Annotated in this window: 13 protein-coding genes; 9 read left to right on the top strand and 4 right to left on the bottom strand. The window is 54.3% G+C overall.

What is annotated here, in order from left to right; translation table 11 throughout:
* Window positions 1–29 precede the first annotated feature (29 nt).
* Window positions 30–2768, top strand: coding sequence for a FimV/HubP family polar landmark protein (locus IVG45_RS15120; protein WP_196434638.1), 2739 nt, complete (start codon window positions 30–32; stop codon window positions 2766–2768).
* A gap of 466 nt (window positions 2769–3234) precedes the next feature.
* Window positions 3235–5124 (top strand): serine/threonine-protein kinase, encoded by a 1890-nt coding sequence (locus IVG45_RS15125; RefSeq protein ID WP_196434639.1) that lies wholly within the window; start codon window positions 3235–3237, stop codon window positions 5122–5124.
* A 73-nt stretch (window positions 5125–5197) separates the two neighbouring features.
* On the opposite strand, the gene IVG45_RS15130 is transcribed toward IVG45_RS15125, so the two are convergent.
* Entirely contained in the window at window positions 5198–6751 is a 1554-nt protein-coding gene (locus tag IVG45_RS15130) for a phytoene desaturase family protein (RefSeq protein WP_196434640.1), read from the bottom strand.
* Window positions 6752–7366: 615 nt separating this feature from the next.
* Here IVG45_RS15130 and IVG45_RS15135 point away from each other — a divergent pair.
* Window positions 7367–7705 (top strand): hypothetical protein, encoded by a 339-nt coding sequence (locus IVG45_RS15135; RefSeq protein ID WP_196434641.1) that lies wholly within the window; start codon window positions 7367–7369, stop codon window positions 7703–7705.
* A gap of 3 nt (window positions 7706–7708) precedes the next feature.
* Here IVG45_RS15135 and IVG45_RS15140 read toward each other — a convergent pair whose 3' ends face one another.
* Complete coding sequence (locus tag IVG45_RS15140) at window positions 7709–8608, bottom strand: IS1595 family transposase (RefSeq protein WP_196434642.1); 900 nt, start codon at window positions 8606–8608, stop codon at window positions 7709–7711.
* 72 nt (window positions 8609–8680) lie between these two features.
* Here IVG45_RS15140 and IVG45_RS15145 point away from each other — a divergent pair, with 72 nt between their 5' ends.
* On the top strand, window positions 8681–10120 hold the full coding sequence (locus IVG45_RS15145; protein ID WP_230874602.1) for a L,D-transpeptidase family protein: 1440 nt from the start codon (window positions 8681–8683) through the stop codon (window positions 10118–10120).
* Between the two features lie 59 nt (window positions 10121–10179).
* On the opposite strand, the gene IVG45_RS15150 is transcribed toward IVG45_RS15145, so the two are convergent.
* Both IVG45_RS15150 and IVG45_RS15155 read right to left on the bottom strand, forming a co-directional pair.
* On the bottom strand, window positions 10180–11190 hold the full coding sequence (locus IVG45_RS15150) for a YcbK family protein (RefSeq protein WP_196434643.1): 1011 nt from the start codon (window positions 11188–11190) through the stop codon (window positions 10180–10182).
* A 273-nt stretch (window positions 11191–11463) separates the two neighbouring features.
* Window positions 11464–12795, bottom strand: a complete 1332-nt coding sequence (locus IVG45_RS15155) for an AMP-binding protein (protein WP_230874603.1) — start codon at window positions 12793–12795, stop codon at window positions 11464–11466.
* Between the two features lie 69 nt (window positions 12796–12864).
* On the opposite strand from IVG45_RS15155, the gene IVG45_RS15160 reads away from it, so the two are divergent.
* Genes IVG45_RS15160 through IVG45_RS15180 form a run of 5 tightly spaced genes read left to right on the top strand, consistent with a single transcriptional unit; the run spans window position 12865 to window position 17712 of the window.
* On the top strand, window positions 12865–14100 hold the full coding sequence (locus tag IVG45_RS15160; protein ID WP_330165364.1) for an NAD(P)/FAD-dependent oxidoreductase: 1236 nt from the start codon (window positions 12865–12867) through the stop codon (window positions 14098–14100).
* 25 nt (window positions 14101–14125) lie between these two features.
* Window positions 14126–15295 (top strand): beta-ketoacyl-ACP synthase, encoded by a 1170-nt coding sequence (locus tag IVG45_RS15165; RefSeq protein ID WP_230874604.1) that lies wholly within the window; start codon window positions 14126–14128, stop codon window positions 15293–15295.
* Window positions 15296–15332: 37 nt separating this feature from the next.
* Window positions 15333–15758, top strand: a complete 426-nt coding sequence (locus IVG45_RS15170) for an ApeP family dehydratase (RefSeq protein WP_230874605.1) — start codon at window positions 15333–15335, stop codon at window positions 15756–15758.
* Window positions 15755–16483, top strand: a complete 729-nt coding sequence (gene fabG, locus IVG45_RS15175) for a 3-oxoacyl-ACP reductase FabG (RefSeq protein ID WP_196434645.1) — start codon at window positions 15755–15757, stop codon at window positions 16481–16483. Before IVG45_RS15170 ends, fabG begins: the two co-directional genes overlap by 4 nt.
* Entirely contained in the window at window positions 16477–17712 is a 1236-nt protein-coding gene (locus tag IVG45_RS15180) for a beta-ketoacyl-ACP synthase (protein WP_196434646.1), read from the top strand. Before fabG ends, IVG45_RS15180 begins: the two co-directional genes overlap by 7 nt.
* Window positions 17713–17722 lie beyond the last annotated feature (10 nt).

A 17722-nucleotide genomic window follows, 5' to 3' on the forward strand; every position in this document is an offset into this window, starting at 1 on the left:
CCGAGGTAATCCCAGTGAAGGAAAAGAATGTGAGTAATTTAACTAAAACCTTAGCGGTTGTATCGTTACTGGCGCCAATGAGCGCACAACCGTTAGGAATTGGCGACATTCAATTACATTCCGCTCTGAATCAAAGGCTTAACGCCGAAATCCGGTTGAATTTGGCTGCTGGCGAGAACCCGGCCGACATAAGCGTCAGACTGGCGCCACCGGAAAAATTCGATAAAGCCGGCGTACCTTGGAATTACTTCTTATCAAAAATCAAATTTGAACCGGTAGTGCAATCCAACGGCGCTGTGATCATCAAAGTCACTTCCCGCGAACCTCTCACCGAGCCGTTTCTGGATTTTTTGCTGGAAGTCAACTGGCCGCAAGGCAGTCAAATTCGCGAATTTACCGTATTGATCGACCCGCCCGCCGAATACGGCGCGCCGGTCATGCCGACTTTGGCCGCCAGCCCTTACCAAGTCGAAGCGCTTGACGAATACCAACCTCCGGTCAGAAAACCCCGCGCGGCCAAGAAACGAAGCGTCCGAACCGAAACGGCCTCCAACATCACGCCGCAAACCCCGACCAGCGGCGAATATGGTCCGACTCGGACCGCCGACACCCTATGGCGCATTGCGGAACGACTGGGTAGCGAACGCAATGTTCCCACCAATCAAATGATGCGGGCTTTATATCAGGCCAACCCCGACGCATTTGTCGGCAACAATATTGATTCGTTGAAAAAAGGCGTGGTGCTGAAAATTCCGGAAACCGACGCCATCCTGCAATCGGGCGGCCCCCGTGGTAAGCAAACGCCTCCGGCGCCGAAAGCCGTGGCCCCAAGCCCCAAAGCCCTGGAATTGGTGGCTCCGACCGAAGCAAAAATTACCGACACCCATGAACCGGTCAAACCAGGCCAAGAAAGCGGCGAACCCGGCGATGTTTCCAGCACGGGTGGAGGCACATCTCCGACTGGTCAAGATGTTGAACTGCAAACTCGGATAGATCGACTCGAACAACAGTTAAACATGATGCAGCAGTTACTGGCGCTGAAAGACCAACAACTGGCCGCCCTGCAAAGCAACGACAAACAAGCCGCGCAGCAAGCCGCCGACAGCGCGCAGAACCTAACGCGGCCGACACCTACACAGACTCCGGAACCGCAAACCACGCCGGCCACACAACCCCAAACAACTGCGGAGCCAGCGGTTCAACCGCCAGCCGTTGTAGCTACGCAACCACCCACTGTCCAACCGACGCCTCCGGCACCGGTGAAGCCAAAACCTAAACCGGCTAAACCGATAACACCCGCGCCGGTCGAAGCGGAAGAGGGCTTGTTTTCCTCGCCTCTCTACAATCTGGCAATGGGTGGTATGGGGGCCGGCATACTCGGTCTGCTCGGCTGGTTGTTGTGGCGCAAACGCAATATCGAGAATCAGACCAATACCGAAAGCATGTTTGCGTCGGCTAGCCAAATCAAAATGCCGGATTCGGACAGCAGTTTGTCGGTCCCCGTAATGGATATGAGCAGTACCGGCGCTTACGATGTCGGTACCGTGGGAGAAAGCTCCTTCATCAGCGATTTCACCCCTAGCGATTTCGAAGCCTTCGACACTGACCAAAGCGAAGTCGACCCCTTATCCGAAGCCGATGTCTACCTGGCCTACGGTCGTTATCAGCAGGCTGAAGATCTGATTCGCCACGCTATCAAGGATCAGCCTGAAAAAGACGAATACAAACTGAAATTACTGGAAATATTCTACGCCAATGAGAATAAGGATCGCTTTGCGGAATACGCCCAGGAATTGGCCGATGCCGGTAAAAATACCGATAGGCCGTTCTGGACCAAAGTCACCGACATGGGTAAGGAACTCATTCCAGAATCAGTCTTGTTTGGCGGCACGACCAAGGACTTTAGCCACGACCATTCGGCCCCCCAAACTAGCGACTCACACGCATCGGCGAAAGCAGCACCAACGAGCGAACAGGCGCATTTCGACAGCGTGGACGATTTGGATTTTGGCCAGGAATCAAGCCATGACGATCTAGCCGACCTGAATACTCTGTCGCTACCCGATATGGCATTGATGGATGACATCAATTCCGAGCTTGCCGAACTGCAGTTGACTGGCCCCGAAGAAACGCCAGCCGATGACAATAGCTTGGACTTTGACCTGAGTGCATTCTCCGGCAAAGCCGACACCGAACAAGCAACAATCCGCGAGGCGGCTCCCGACATTGAATCAATTGACTTCGATCTAAGCAGTCTCGCCCAGACCGCACCCAAACCGGCGGATACCGCGGAAGAAAAAGCAGCCGACACCCTGGAAGGTTTTGACTTCAACTTTGACCTTGAATCTACCGAGCCATCCTCCGAAGACGGAACGCCCTTGGCCGACACCAAAGCTTCGCTTGAAGAGCCCTTGGACATGGCCAGCCTGGAAAGCTTTGATTTTCCTGAGTTTGAATCGCTTAGCACCAAGGATAAACCCGATCAGGTCGGGCCAGCCACCAATAACAATGCCATCGATACGCCGGATGAATTCGACTTCAACTTCGATTTTAACGCCCCAAGCAGCCTGAGTATTGACGATGACGTTGATCTTGGCGTGGCCGATCTGACCGATATGGACGAATTCGAAACCAAAATCGATCTGGCGAAGGCCTATATCGACATGGGTGATGCCGCCGCGGCAAAAGCCATTGCGGAGGAAGTGCTGAAAAAAGGCACTGCGGAGCAACAACAAGCCGCGCAAGCCCTTCTGGACGAGCTGAAATAACCTCGCGGCGTTGATAGAGACAGCATTAAATAGACCGTATTTTTAATGGCATGCCAGCATGATGCATCGGCGGGGCCTAGCCGCGAAAATCGGCTTAAAGCAAGGGTTTTACATTTAACCCCGCATGGCAACGGTATAGCGCCGATAACTTCGTTAGGTCTCTAGCCTCCATTGAACCATGGAATACCGCCTGGGCACATCCGACCGAGACAGCGGCAGACTATAGAATGAACAATCTTCAAACTAAGGCGATTTATGGCAATAAATGTACCCAATCCAAGCAATTTGCCGTTGACTGAGCGGAGTCGAAGTCAACCGTTCGCTTCGACTCCGCTCAACGAACGACTTATTTGGCACCGGCAATGGGTACAAACTTTCTCAAAAATCACCTAAGTATCGCCCATCAGGACCCGATCCTGCCCTCCGGATTTGATGTACCCAGCATAATCTCCAATCGAAACACATCATGCCTACCCAAACTCCCGTTCCGGACGCCCCATTACCCGACGATGATCTGACGCTACTGCGCCCTGACACACTGGTCGCAACCTCGACCGAAGCACGGCAAAACAATTCACGATTTCCCAGCCATCTGACGGTTTTGGATATGATCGATCAAGGCGGTATAGGCCGGGTCCACCTAGCCTATGATGAAACTATCGGTAGAAGAGTGGCGGTCAAGGAACTGCTGGATGCATATACCATTAACACCCCCTCGAATATCGAAGTCGCCAACACATTTGTACACGAAGCCAAGATTACCGGCAAGCTCGAACATCCGGGCATTGTGCCGGTCTATGAACTGGGCCGGCGCAACGATGGACAGCCTTATTATGTGATGCGCTACGTCAAGGGCGAAACGCTGGAGCAGTTGATTAAAAATTGCGCTCAAACAGGTTCCGAAACGGCGTTTACCCATCGCCTCAAACTACTGGACAACTTGATCGCCGTCTGCGACACGGTGGCGTATGCCCACTCCAAGGGCGTCATTCACCGGGATCTGAAACCCGGCAATATCATAGTCGGTGGTTTCGGCGAGACCATCATTCTGGATTGGGGCTTGGCCCAGGTACTCGAGGACAACGACAACACCTATTTTTATCGCGAAGTTCTAACTCACCAACGCCACACCTTGAGCGACAACACCACGTCCGAAGTCTTGGGAACTCCGGCCTACATGGCCCCCGAACAATTCACCGGCCAAGCCGGCAAGACCAGCGACGTTTACAGCCTCGGCGTCATCCTATACCGCATACTGGCCGGCAGCCTACCCTATCGAGGATCGGTAACCGACATTCAAAGGCAGATCGAATTACCCCACGCGTCGCCGTCGGTCAAGCAAGCCAACCCATCCGCGCCGCCCGAACTGGTTGCCATCTGCGAAAAAGCCATGCGTAAACAAGCCGAGGAACGGTTCGCCGATGCCGGCGAATTGGCCACCCAATTAAAAGCTTTTCGGGAGGGCCGCATAGTCAATATCTACGCCTATTCCAAACAGGAGTTATTACGCCGCTTTCTGGCGCAAAACAAGACCATGATCGTGATGGCCGGCTTGCTATTGATGGCCGTGATCGGCGGTGCCGGCTTTTCGATTTACTATGCCAAACAAATGGAACAGGCTAAAACGCAAGCCGAGGAATCTCTGGTCATTGTAACGGCTTTCGGCGAACGGGCGCAGCAACAGGCACGGGCGATCGCCAAAACCATTTCATCCGGAACAGAGAGGCTATTTTCCGGACTAAATCAGGCTGCGGCTCAGATCAATGTCTCGGACCCGGAATCAGCGAAGCAAGTGTTGGCCCAATTGCACATTCAATATCCAAAATTCGAGTCCTTTACCCTACTCGACGCCTCCGAAATTTCGACCGCATTTAGCAAGGATGGCGATAATAATGCACAACAACTAGCAAGACCCATTGCCCAAATAGAAAACAATCGATTGGCACTGGTTTTTCGTGCCCCCGTAGCACAAGACGATGTTATTACTCACTACCTCGAAGCACGCCTATATCCTGAAAAAGTGCTGCCTGATTTTTTTCCTCTCAACACCAAGTCCGATACTCATCCCAGGGATGTCTGGATCATGCGCAACGACGGGCTGATTATCTATGACGAATCGCCCGATTACATTGCCACCAATCTGTTTATCGACCCGGCCAGCAACCGTTCGCCGTCCCTGCAGGCTTTCGCCAGGCTGATGCTGACTGACGACGATAGCATAGGCTATTATTCCTTTAGCGACGGCGACACCGAAGTTTCCAAGATTGCTGCTTGGGACTCGGTCGACTTCGGTACTGGCCACTATTGGAAAATAGTGGTGAATTATGCCTACATGCGCAAAAAGGCCATCCAATAAACTAAAAACCATAAGATGCCAGCGATAACCCAACCTTGGCTTCGACGCTGCTGATGCTGCCCATGGCCTTGCTTCAAACCTCCAGCCCCAGGAATGTCCAGAAATCCTGCTGCCTGGGCATATCCAATATCGCTTGCGCGGCCAATTGGGCGGAGACGCTGACCCCGGCCACGCCGCCGCCCGGCCGGGTCCAATGTCCGGTGTGATACAGCCCATTCAACACGCCACGCACGCCGGGCCGATTCGGACCAATCTGATCCGGCGTGGGCGCGAAGCCGTAGGCCGCCCCATGCTGGTTGAGGGTGTAGCGCTCCAGGGTTCTGGGCGAGCCGGACTCCACCAATAATAAATGCCGATTGAGGCCGGGGAAATAACGCTCGGCTTTTTCCAACAATCGCTGCTGAAATTCTTGTTTGGCTTGGCGCCATGACGATCCGGTCTGAAATTGGCACAGAGTGGTCAACAACATAATATGCCGGCCCTCGGGAGCCAGGGACGGATCGGCCAAGGACGGCAAGGTAGCCGAAAACCAATTGGATTGACCTTGTTGTGTCAGTGCGTAACCAGCCTCGTGATCGAAGGACTCGTAGAAAAAGGACTCATGGCTATGGCTTTGCTCGGCAAGCGGCAAATCGGTAGCCACATAGGCTGCGAAGATCGACAAGGAAGGACTCAGCTTTTCCAGGCCTTCGCAATGGCCTGGCGGCAGATGCTCCCGCCCGATCAGCAGGTCGGCGGTCAGGCGGGCATCGATATTCGAAACCACCGTCCCGGCCCGGATCACTTGGCCATTTTCCAGTACGATGCCGCAAACTTTACCTTGTTCGACGCTGATCTTACGCACGCTGGCGTTCAATAATACCTCGCCACCGAGCCCTTCAATGGCTTCGGCCAGCCGATTGGCATACACCTGAAAACTACCCCGGCAATAAAAACCGCCTTCATAGGTATAGCCCGCCATCATGCTGGCCCAATACAGAAAGGATAGCTTGGAAGGCGGCAAGCCTAAATAGGGCCACAGCGATGCGCATGCGCTCTTCAAGCGATTATCGACCAGAAACTCATCCAGCACCTCGGCCAAACTGGTGCGGCGGTAGCGCAACAGATTCGCCAAGACTTGTACCGGCGAAACGCGGGCCGACCTGCCCTGATCCAGTACCTCTTCCGCCAGCATGGACTCTTCGGCCAGCACCCGACATAGCCGGATCAGCGCTAGCAGATTGTCTTTTTCGCGTGGAAAATGTTCGGTCAATCCGGCTGCAAAAGCCGCCTCACCGGTCCGCAACGGCACTTCGAACTCAGGAAAAACCGCGCGCGCATAAGAATGGATAGGCAGAAAGATAGCCTGTGGATCGATGCCCACCGCTCGGTTGATCTTGTTGATGGTACTGCCGTTGCTATAGCCTTCGGGGCCGCAACCACTGACCAGATGCACGCCCGAATCGAAATGAAAATCCCGCCGCCTGAAGCCATGGGCATAACCACCCGGCCTGTCATGCCGCTCAACCAGCAGCACCGACTTGCCGGCCTTCGCCAACAATGCGGCCACGCTCAAACCGCCGATCCCGGCGCCGATAACGATCACATCATAAGTTTCATTTTTGGATTCGGTGTGAACGCCGCGCATTGATTGTCTTCCATGAGAATAGTTTCAACAGAGCTTAGGAAAAACCTTGGCAAAAAACAAGGACTGATTATTGTCCAAAGTAATCGGCGATGAAAAACTTCTTGTTCATTTTTTCAGGAAATTCCGGTAGGGTAGCGCCATGCCGAAAAACATGTTTTTATCATCGTGTCTCTCGGGTGCGGCTGTGAGTTTCGGCCCCACTTTCAGCCATTGAGGCCTATCTCGATTCAGAAACTGTTTGCAGTTTAGATGACCGGTAAGGCTATTTGGGGGAAAGCTTGTACCCATGGTCGATGCCAAATAGACCGTTCGCTGGGCGGATTCGAAGCCAATAATTAACTTCGACTCCGCTCAGTCAACAACAATCAACGACAGTTTTTTGGATGGGGTAAATCCATAAATCACCCAAGTTGGCGATGTTTGCCCCTTTACCCTACCGGATTTTCACACGGCCAGGGGCCACAAAACCAGCCTGATTGTTTCCTCTCGTTGGTTTAATGCTTCAATTATGGTCTGAACAGGGTAAAATCAGAACATGACGATGCCGGCTAGCTTGGCCGGCGAAAACTGCTAGGCATACGATAACGTTAAACCAGGAATTTCATTCGCGTAACGATGATAACGAAGCCGCACGCCCAAAAATATTCACACCACAGGTATGCTTGGTTTGCATTGGCAGCCTTTCCCTATGCCGCGACAGCGTCTGGATTGAATACGGACACGCCCGTTGCCGCGGTTGAAGCCAGCGTTCCTGCAATCGTTAGCCTTCCGGAGCTTGTGAAGCCTAATCCTATTCCGGCCGACAATCCAATTGGCGCCATTTTGCTCGGCAAGCAACATCCATTACTATTGCGCGCCGATTTCAGCCGCGTCAGCGAGCTTGTTAGCCAAATTTATCAAAGCACTGCCTTTCAACCGATCTGGTTTACCGCCAATCGCTCCGAAAAAAATTAATGGCTATGAACAAGTTGCAGGTTGAAGAAATACCGGGTCATGTGTGACGCATAGCGTGAGTAATCGGTTAGGAATCTGGTTTTCCCAAAATCGTCGATTCAACCGATAGCAAAATTCGTCGAGATATTCCTGTACATAGTTACCTGACACACCATGGTAAGTACCCAGCAAATAGCTTTTAAGGTTACTGATGACCACATGAACCCAAGGTAACCATTCACTCGCCATTTCAGGAGGGGTTACCTTGGCGATATGGTGATGTTCCTCGGCCAGCACATTGAGCGCAGCCAGCGCATCGGTATGCAGGGTTTGGCCTGGGGCAAGCGTTTGTTGGGCGAATGCTCTAACACTCTCGTGCGTCACCTGCTCAACCACCTTCATAGCCACAAAGCCGGGCTTACCATCATTATGTTCGCAAGCCACTAAAATAGTGGTTTTACCGGCGGCGCCTCGCCCGCGTTTACCGGCACGTTTGCCGCCGATAAAGGCATCATCGAATTCGATAATGCCGCTTAGTTTGTACAGATTATTCTGATCACCCATGGCCGTGCGTAATTTTCTCAACAGCCGTTGCGCCGTCAGCCAGGAAACACCAATTAGTTTGGTCAGCCGCAATGCGGAGATACTACCCTTGTCCGACGATACCCAATAAAGACTCCAAAACCATTTCACGAGCGGTAATTTGGTGTTGTGAAACAAGGTGCCGGCTGTCACCGATGTGTGATGATGACAAACTGCACATTCGTAGACATGTCGTGTCTGGAGCAACCAACCTTTCTGATGGCCACAGCGTGGACAGCAAAACCCTTCAGGCCACCTGAGGTTGATGATGGCTTGAAGACAACTTTTTTCATCGGCAAAGTGCTGTTGCCACTCCCAAAAACTCGTGATCTTTGCTTGCATGACCGCTCTCCAGAATATCCCACTAAAATTCAGATCGGGTAACCTGTGGTAAGTTCATAGCCATGAAAAAATTTGAACGACTTATTAAGCATAATAAGCGACGCGCCGAACGATGCGTTAAATCCGCTCAACTATGATGTCGACCGGCTCCGGAAATGGATCGGTGACCACAATCCCGAGAGCAGCACGACAGCCAGTTACGACGTGGCCTTGACGGTGTCCTTGGTCCGCTACCTGCACGATTTGCGGCAAGGCCAAGTCGATCCGCGCGATGTGCAATATCCGGTACATATCGCGCCAAAACCGCCTTTAGATCTGGTCGGCTTGCTGAAGCAACACCTGTCGTCAGAAACTTTAACCGAACTGGTCATCCAGTTTGAGCCTAAAGCCAGGCAGTACCGGCAACTCAAACAAATTTTGAACCGTTTGCAGCAGCTGGGTGATCAAGCCGAAGCAGACGAATTTAAACCCGACAAGGTGTTGCGACCAGGCGATAAGCATCCGCAAATTGCTTACTTGCGCCAACGCCTGCGAGCCATGGGCGCAATAGGCGAAAACATCGACACGGTTAGCAACACCTACGACGGCGATTTGGTGGCCGCCGTCAAAAAAGTGCAGCAACAACAGGAACTGAAAACCGATGGTGTAATTGGCCCTGCCACCGCCGCCTTATTCAACCAATCGGCCCAAGAAAAAATCGCTCAAATCGAACTCGCCATGGAGCGTGCCCGCTGGATTCCTGACCCTACAGACGGCCCGATGATCTTGGTCAACATACCCGCGTTCGAATTGTGGGCCTTCAATTCGACCGACGACCCAAACCCGCTCAACATGAAAGTCATCGTCGGTAAAGCGCCTGATAAGCAGACTCCGGTCCTGTGGGAAGAAATGAAATATTTGGAATTCATGCCGTATTGGAATATTCCGACAACGATCTTTAAAAAGGAAATCTTGCCGAAAACAGCAAACAATGAAGGCTATCTGGCCAGCCAGGAAATAGAACTGATTCGGCATCAAAACAGTGAAGAACAAGGCGGCGGCAGTTACACTCGCGCTCGGCAACGCCCCGGTAAGAAAAACCCATTGGGCCGGGTTAAATTCGTGTTCCCGAACACGGCGGACGTGTATTTACACGACACCCCCGGTCGGGCCGCGTTCAATCGGCCGCGCCGCGATCTAAGCCACGGCTGTGTTCGGGTGTCGGAACCGGAACGACTGGCCGAATTCGTGCTGGGTGATCAGGAAGGCTGGGACAAGGAAACCATCAAACAAGCGATGTCCGCGCCTAAAACCCGCCATGTGACGCTAAAACGCGCGGTACCCGTGTTGTTTTATTACGCAACCACCTTTGTCGACCACGAAAATCAATTGCGTTTCTACCCTGACGTGTATGGACAAGATGAGCAATTGAAAAAGGCCCTGCTCAAACTACAAACTCCCGCCACGGCCTATTCGAGTCCGAATAATCAGTTAGTGGCGAGCAAAACCATTGATGCGGCAGCCAATCCGTAGCACATAAAATTCGAAAACAAAAAAGCGCCTTTCAAGGCGCTTTTTTATGGCTGAGTGCATTACAACGACCAGGTTCTGAAGGTTCCGGTATCCAGATGAATAAAGTTGGACTCGGGATAGTAGCCCACTCCGCCACGGTGCATGGCTACCGCCGCATTGTGGATACGACGCAAATCGAAACGTTCGATGCGAATATCGACTGCCCGGCCATACATATGAAAACTGTTATTGGCCACGCCGGAATGTTCGGCATGGAGCTTGGCATTAGTCAAAGGCGAACGATAACCGCAAATCACGTCGAACGGTTGATGTAAACCCAGCATTTGTTTCAAATCGTGTAATTGATCCAGCAGCCCTGGATCGATGGCATGTACATCGTCCGTGCGGTGATCACGTAGCAAAAAGTTTATTTCCTCCAACGCATCATTCAGATAACGGCCTTTTTCGAAATAAGTCAGTGTCAACTTATCGCCGGTGTGCGGATTTTGAAATGCCAACGAACGGTGGGTCGCGAAACGGCCGTGATCCGCTAAAAACAGCGGCTCTTGCGCGGGCTGGATAATCGGCTCTTTTTGACCGGGTTGAATAATCGAATGCACTCTACCGCCGGCATGATGATTGTGGCGGTCATGGTTGGATGCGGTATTGACTGTCTGTTTTTTACCGGTGAAAACATCGCGCACCCGGGTGTTGTGCCGCGCATTATGATCGGCATGCGCGGCCTGTATATGCCCCTGTTTAACGGCAGCGGATTTATGGTTATTGGTCCCGGCGTTTTTACTTGATTTGCCGGCTTGAGCCAATTTAGCGGACCGAGATTTACCGGTTTGGTGCGCCGACCTATCGGCCTTAAGCGCGCTGTGCTTAGGCAAGCGCACGGCAGTCTTGGCCGAGTGTGCCAATCGATGGTTTTTATCCGCTTTTACAGACTCGCTTTTTGCGGCATGAACCACGCCGGGTATCCCTATCGATAAAAAAGCGCCGACAGCCAGACGCCCGAAAAAACTGCGTCGAGACAGTTCCACCTCGTCCTGCTCATTACTATGATTTTCTACATTATGTTTCAGCATCCATAATTTCCCAATTCAACATCATTCGGATAGTTATTGATTCCGATGGCAAAAACCCAAAAGGGCACGGCTTGATTATAGCACTCCATCTTGGTTCTATTTAGCTTTTACCCTCATTAAAGATTGTAAACCACGAGCGTAATTAATAGAAGCCAATGACAATCGCCCCTGGCCCCTAAGCGGCAAACACCGATTTTTTTACCGGCGATGGCGCTGAAAGCCATAAAGACTGGTAGTCTGCGCCAGGTTGCGCTTATAGTATAGTCTCACCCTCTAAACCAATCCGGCCAATAATTTTTCCATCTCCGAGTTCAGTAGTTTACCCGCCTGATTGCGGGGAATGGCGTCCACATATAGAATTTTTCTGGGTAGAAAAACCTGATCCAGATAAGGCTGAAGCGCTAAGCGTATCGTCTGTTTATCGAGCCGGCTGACCACTACGGCCGCCAGCCGGCCTTCTCCGGGCCCATCCCCCTGAATAAAGCAAAAACCGTCTTCCACCCCGTCTATATCCTTCAGCCTACGGTTCAATTCGGCCAGGGACGCGCGCTTGCCGCCGATCTTGACCATGTCCCGCCGCCGGCCCAGCACCTCAAAGCCGCCGTCCGCATTGATTCTCATCCTGTCTTGCAGAAGCGCCGGAACCGGCAAATGCGGCGATTCCAGGTAGGTATGGCCGCTATGGTCCAGGACCAGTCGGCTGCCCGCATAGGGTGTCCACGGGTTTTCGGACCGTGTTTGTCGACTGGCAAATGACAGGGTCTCGGTACTGCCGTAGATTTCACGCGGGTATTGCCCTAAAATTGCGCCAGTTTCGGCGGCCAGCTTCTCCGACAAGGTATCGGTTGCCGAGATCACGCCGGCCAAATTGAGCCACGGGCCGCTGGTTTTTACCAAGGAACGCAAGTGCGTGGGCGTGGTCAGCAGCATGGTAGGCCAAGCGGCGGTTTCTACCGTATGGCGCGCGTCTTCCGGGAAGAAGGGCTTGGTATCATGCAAGATCAGGTTGGAAAACAATGGCCAAAATACCGAGGTTTCCAGGCCGTACATATGCTGAGGCGGCGTGGTGGAAAGCATCAACAACGTTTGCCGCTCAAGCCCTAGACTGCGCACGGCCATCTCGGCCGAAACCCTGAAAGTTTCGAGACTATGGACGCAAGGCTTGGGCTTGCCGGTGCTACCCGAAGTGAAGGCAATCAACCGACCTCGAGGCCAATCGATGGCGGCCTCCTCGGCTATATCCTCGGACCTCGGTTGTTTTGGCCCGAACCATGCCAGATCCGGCAAACCGGGATCTTGTTCGCTGACGAGATAAGCATCGGGATAATCGGCTAAGATTTCCCGAACCACCGCCAACTGGTTGGAAGGCGGCAGCAGGCAAACCTGCCCGCGAACAGCCGCCGCCAGCAAGCACAGACAAAACAGATAACGGTTTTCGCATAAATTGAACAGATAGGGCCGGTCGGGCAAGCACGCAGCCAGCTCCTTTACATCGGCCCAAAAGTTTCCCCGGCTGACTACCCTGCCCCGATACACGGCAAACGGCAGGTGCTCGGTCGGCCGCATAACAGGGGGAGTGGTGGGATGTTGCGGAAAACTGAGCATGAATCGAACCCTGAAAGAGACCTTGAGCTAAAATTAGGTTGGACATCATTTTAACCGGACCCGAGGACCATGGACACAATGGATGCGGATGTATTGATTATTGGTGCTGGCCCGGCCGGCAGCGTCGCCGCGCGGATGCTGAAACTGCTTGGGCGGCGAGTCGTGGTACTGGAGAAGGAACGCTTCCCGCGTTTTTCGATCGGAGAAAGCCTGCTGCCGCAATGCATGGAATTTCTGGAACAGGCCGAAATGCTGGAGCCGGTGACGGCGGAAGGCTTCCAGTTCAAAAACGGCGCGGCATTTTCGCATGCCGGCAAACTGACGGAATTTGATTTCACCGAAAAATTCACGCCCGGCTGGGGCACCACTTATCAAGTTCCTCGCGGCCGTTTCGATCAGATTCTGGCCAATAGCGCCGAACAAGCAGGAGTGCCGATTCACTATCAACACAGCATCGTGGCGGCCGACTTCGATACGCCGGGCCGGGCCCGCTTGACCAGTGTCGACAAAAACGGCGGGCAGCGCGACTGGACCGCGTCGATGGTACTGGATGCCAGCGGATTCGGCCGAGTATTGCCGCGCTTGCTCGATCTGGAGACACCGTCTTCTCTGGCGCCGCGCCGCGCATTGTTCACTCACATCGAGGACAAGATAGCCGTCGACAATTATGATCGTAACAAGATACTGATCGCCATTCATCCCAAGTTCCATGAAGTCTGGTATTGGCTGATTCCGTTCAGCAACGGCAGAAGTTCGCTGGGCGTGGTGATGCCGCAAGGTTTTACGGATGACCGAACCGGCGATCCCTTGCAAATATTGCGCGAAATTGTGATGGAGGAGCCTCGCTTGGCGGAACTGTTAAGCAACAGTAACTTCGATACTCCAACCAATCAAATCGGCGGCTATTCGGCCAATGTCAAACAGCTGCAAGGCCAAGGCTTTGTGTTGCTAGGCAATGCCGGCGAATTCCTGGACCCGGTGTTTTCGTCCGGCGTGAGCATTGCCTTGAAATCGGCGTCCCTGGCCGTACCGCTGGTCGACAGGCAATTGCAAGGCCAGGAAGTGGACTGGCAAGTTGAGTATGAACAAACCTTGCGGCAAGGTATCGAGGTATTTCGAGCTTATGTCGACGCCTGGTATGCCGGAAGTTTCCAGCGCATCATCTTCGAACAGCGTCAATTGGCCAATATCAAGGCCATGATCAGTGCCATCCTGGCCGGCTATGCCTGGGACCGGACCAATCCGCTCACACAACGTTGCGCGCAAAAAATCGAGGCTATCGCCGACCTATGTCCGCCGTTGTGAAGCGGATTTCCCACGGAGATCAGGCTTGTATTTACAAGACTTAGGCATAATCTGCGCCCTGGGTGCCAACAAAGCCGATGTGTTGACGGCATGGCTGGCGGGCCGGCGCATTCAACCGGCACCGGCTGGCTGGCTGGCTTCAGATATTCCCGCATTCGGCGTACAAACCGAGTTGCCTTCTATCCCGCAAAATCTGCATCAGTATGCCTGCCGCAACAACCGCATGCTGTTGGCGGCTCTGAAACAGATCGAGCGGTCGATAGCCGCGGCCATCGCGGCTTACGGTTCCGAGCGCATGGGCTTGGTAATCGGCACCAGCACCTCGGGCATCGCCGAGGGCGAACATGCCGTTAATGTATTGTGTAAAACCGGGCAAATGCCGTCCGGCTACCATTACAAGCAACAGGAGCTGGGAGGGGCCGTGGAATTTCTGGTTCGCTATCTGGGCATTAAAGGCCCGGCCTACACGGTTTCGACCACCTGTTCTTCCAGCGCCAATGCCTTGGCCTCGGCTCGCCGCTTAATACGCTTGGGCTTATGCGATGCGGTGTTGGTGGGCGGCGCGGACAGCCTATGCAGAACCACGCTAGAAGGCTTTGCCGCGTTGGGCGCGCTGAGCAAGACCGACTGCAATCCATTCAGCAAAAACCGCAACGGCACTGTGCTCGGCGAGGGCGCGGCGCTGTTTTTGATGACTCGGGAACCGGCGAATTTAGCCCTGTTGGGAGTCGGGACCAGTTCGGATGCCTATCATATTTCCGCGCCACGCCCGGATGGCAGTTGCGCCCGCGCGGCAATGCTGGCCGCGCTAAAGGACGCCGACCTGGCTGCTGGACAAGTGGATTACATCAATCTACACGGCACGGCCACTTGGCAAAACGACGCGATGGAAAGCCTGGCCGTCGGCCAATTATTCGGAAACATCACCGCTTGCGGCTCGAGCAAACCGGCTACCGGCCATTGCCTGGGCGCGGCCGGCGCGATCGAAGCGGCCTTGTGTTGTCTGATTCTGTCCGACTTGAACCCAAACCGGTGCTTGCCTCCGCACCTTTGGGATGGCGAAGCCGATCCCGAAATGCCGGAGCTTGGACTGGTATCGCTGGAAAAAACCCGGCCAAATTCGCTACAATATTGCCTTAGCAACTCATTTTCTTTCGGCGGCAACAATGTGTCTTTGCTCATCGGGCACTCATGACAACCCGGCAGCGTTCCCTTACCCCATCGAAACCCTGTTGCCTCAATCCCGGTCAATGGTACTGCTGGATAGAATGCTTGAGGTGGGAGATGACCATATCGTGGTGGAACTTACCGTGCGCGAGGATGGCTTGTTTTCCCGTTCCGACCATACCGTGCCCGCCTGGGTGGGCCTGGAATACATGGCGCAAGCCATTGCCGCGTTTTCCGGCTACCACAGAAAATGCCTGGGCCAGGAGATAGAATTGGGCTTTTTATTAGGCACCCGTCACTACCAATGCTCGGTCGACCATTTCGACTGCGGTGTTCACTTGAAGGTGAGGGCCGAAAAAATCATTGAGGCAGCCAACGATATGTCGGTGTTCGCCTGCGACATCAAGGGTGATAGTATCCACGCCACATCGACGCTAAACGTGTTATTACCCAAGGACTCAAAAGAATTTCTCGCCGGAAAAGGAATATGAAGCAAAAAACCATCCTGGTCACCGGCTCCAGCCGGGGCATAGGCCGCGCCATCGCCTTGCGTCTGGCCCGTGAAGGATACAACATCGTGGTGCATTGCCGCGGCCGCATGGACGAAGCCTTGCAAGTACAAGGCACCATCATCGGGATGGGCCGGCAAAGCCGCGTACTCAAATTCGACCTGTCCGACCGCAACGCGGCCCAAGCGATACTCGAAACCGACATCCAGGCGCATGGCGCCTATTACGGCGTGGTATGCAATGCCGGACTGACCCGCGACAACGCCTTTCCGGCCATGAGCGGCGAGGATTGGGATCTGGTGCTGCATTCCAATCTGGACGGCTTTTACAACGTGCTGTATCCCTTGATCATGCCGATGATACAGCGCCGAAAACCGGGCCGCATCGTCACCTTGTCCTCGACCTCCGGATTAATCGGCAATCGGGGCCAAGTCAACTACAGCGCGGCCAAGGCCGGCATCATCGGCGCCAGCAAGGCGCTGGCGGTGGAACTGGCCAAACGCAACATCACGGTTAATTGCGTGGCTCCCGGACTGATAGAAACCGACATGCTGGACGGCCTGCCGTTGGACGAAATCATCCCGGCCATCCCGGCCAGGCGCATGGGTACTCCCGACGAGGTGGCCGCGCTAGTGGCGTTCCTGATGTCCGACGATGCCGCCTACATCACCCGCCAAGTCATTTCGGTGAATGGGGGCTTATGTTGAGCCGGCGGGTAGTGGTTACCGGCATGGCCGGTTTTTCGCCGATCGGTAACGATTGGGAGCGGATACACGCCTCTTTGCTGGCCAAACGTTCGGGCATACGCTACCTGCCCGACTGGGAAAAATACAACGGCCTGCTGACCCGCCTGGGCGCACCGGTGGAAAATTTCGAGCTGCCCGCCCATTACACCCGCAAAAACACCCGCAGCATGGGCCGGGTATCCTTGCTGGCAACCCGCGCCACCGAACTGGCCTTGATCGATGCCGGCCTGCTGGGCGATCCTATCGTCAGCAGCGGGCGTACCGGCGTGGCCTACGGTTCATCGGTCGGTTCGACCCCAGCCATTGCCGATTTCGGCAAAATGCTGATCAATCAGGACATCGGCAACCTCAACGCCACCACCTATCTGAAGATGATGGGGCATACCAGCACCGCCAATGTGGCCTTGTTTTTCCAGGTACGCGGCCGGGTCATCCCCTCCGTCAGCGCCTGCACTTCGGGCAGCCAGGGCGTGGGTTTTGCCTACGAAGCGATTAAGTTCGGCTTGCAGGATGTGATGCTGGCCGGCGGCGCGGAAGAGCTATGCCCGACCGAGGCGGCCACCTTCGACGCGCTGTACGCCACCAGCACGCGTAACGACACGCCCGAACTCACGCCGCGCCCATTCGACCGCGACCGCGACGGCTTGGTGATAGGCGAAGGCGGCTGCACCCTGGTACTGGAGGAACTGCAACATGCCTTGCAACGCGGCGCGAACATTTATGCCGAAGTTGCCGGTTTCGCCACCAATGCCGACGGCACCCACGTGACTCAGCCCAACGCGGAAACCATGCAGATAGTCATGCGTCTGGCTTTGGAGGATGCTGCAATATCGCCGGCCGACATCGCCTATATCAGTGCCCACGGCACCGCCACCGAACAGGGCGACATCGCCGAAAGCCACGCCACCTGGGCCGTATTCGGTTCAGGCACGCCTATCAGCAGCTTGAAAAGCTATACCGGCCACACACTGGGCGCTTGCGGCGCCTTGGAAGCCATGGTCAGCATTCGGATGATGCGGGAAAACTGGTTTCACCCCACTCTCAATCTCGACCATCCCGATCCGCGCTGCGCCGAATTGGACTACATCACCGGCGACGGCCGCCGGATCGAGTCCGAATATGTGATGAGCAATAATTTTGCCTTCGGAGGCGTCAACACCTCACTGGTTTTTCGGCGCTGGAAAACCTGATATGGCGGAT

The sequence above is a fragment of the Methylomonas sp. LL1 genome (assembly GCF_015711015.1).
Lineage (GTDB): Bacteria > Pseudomonadota > Gammaproteobacteria > Methylococcales > Methylomonadaceae > Methylomonas.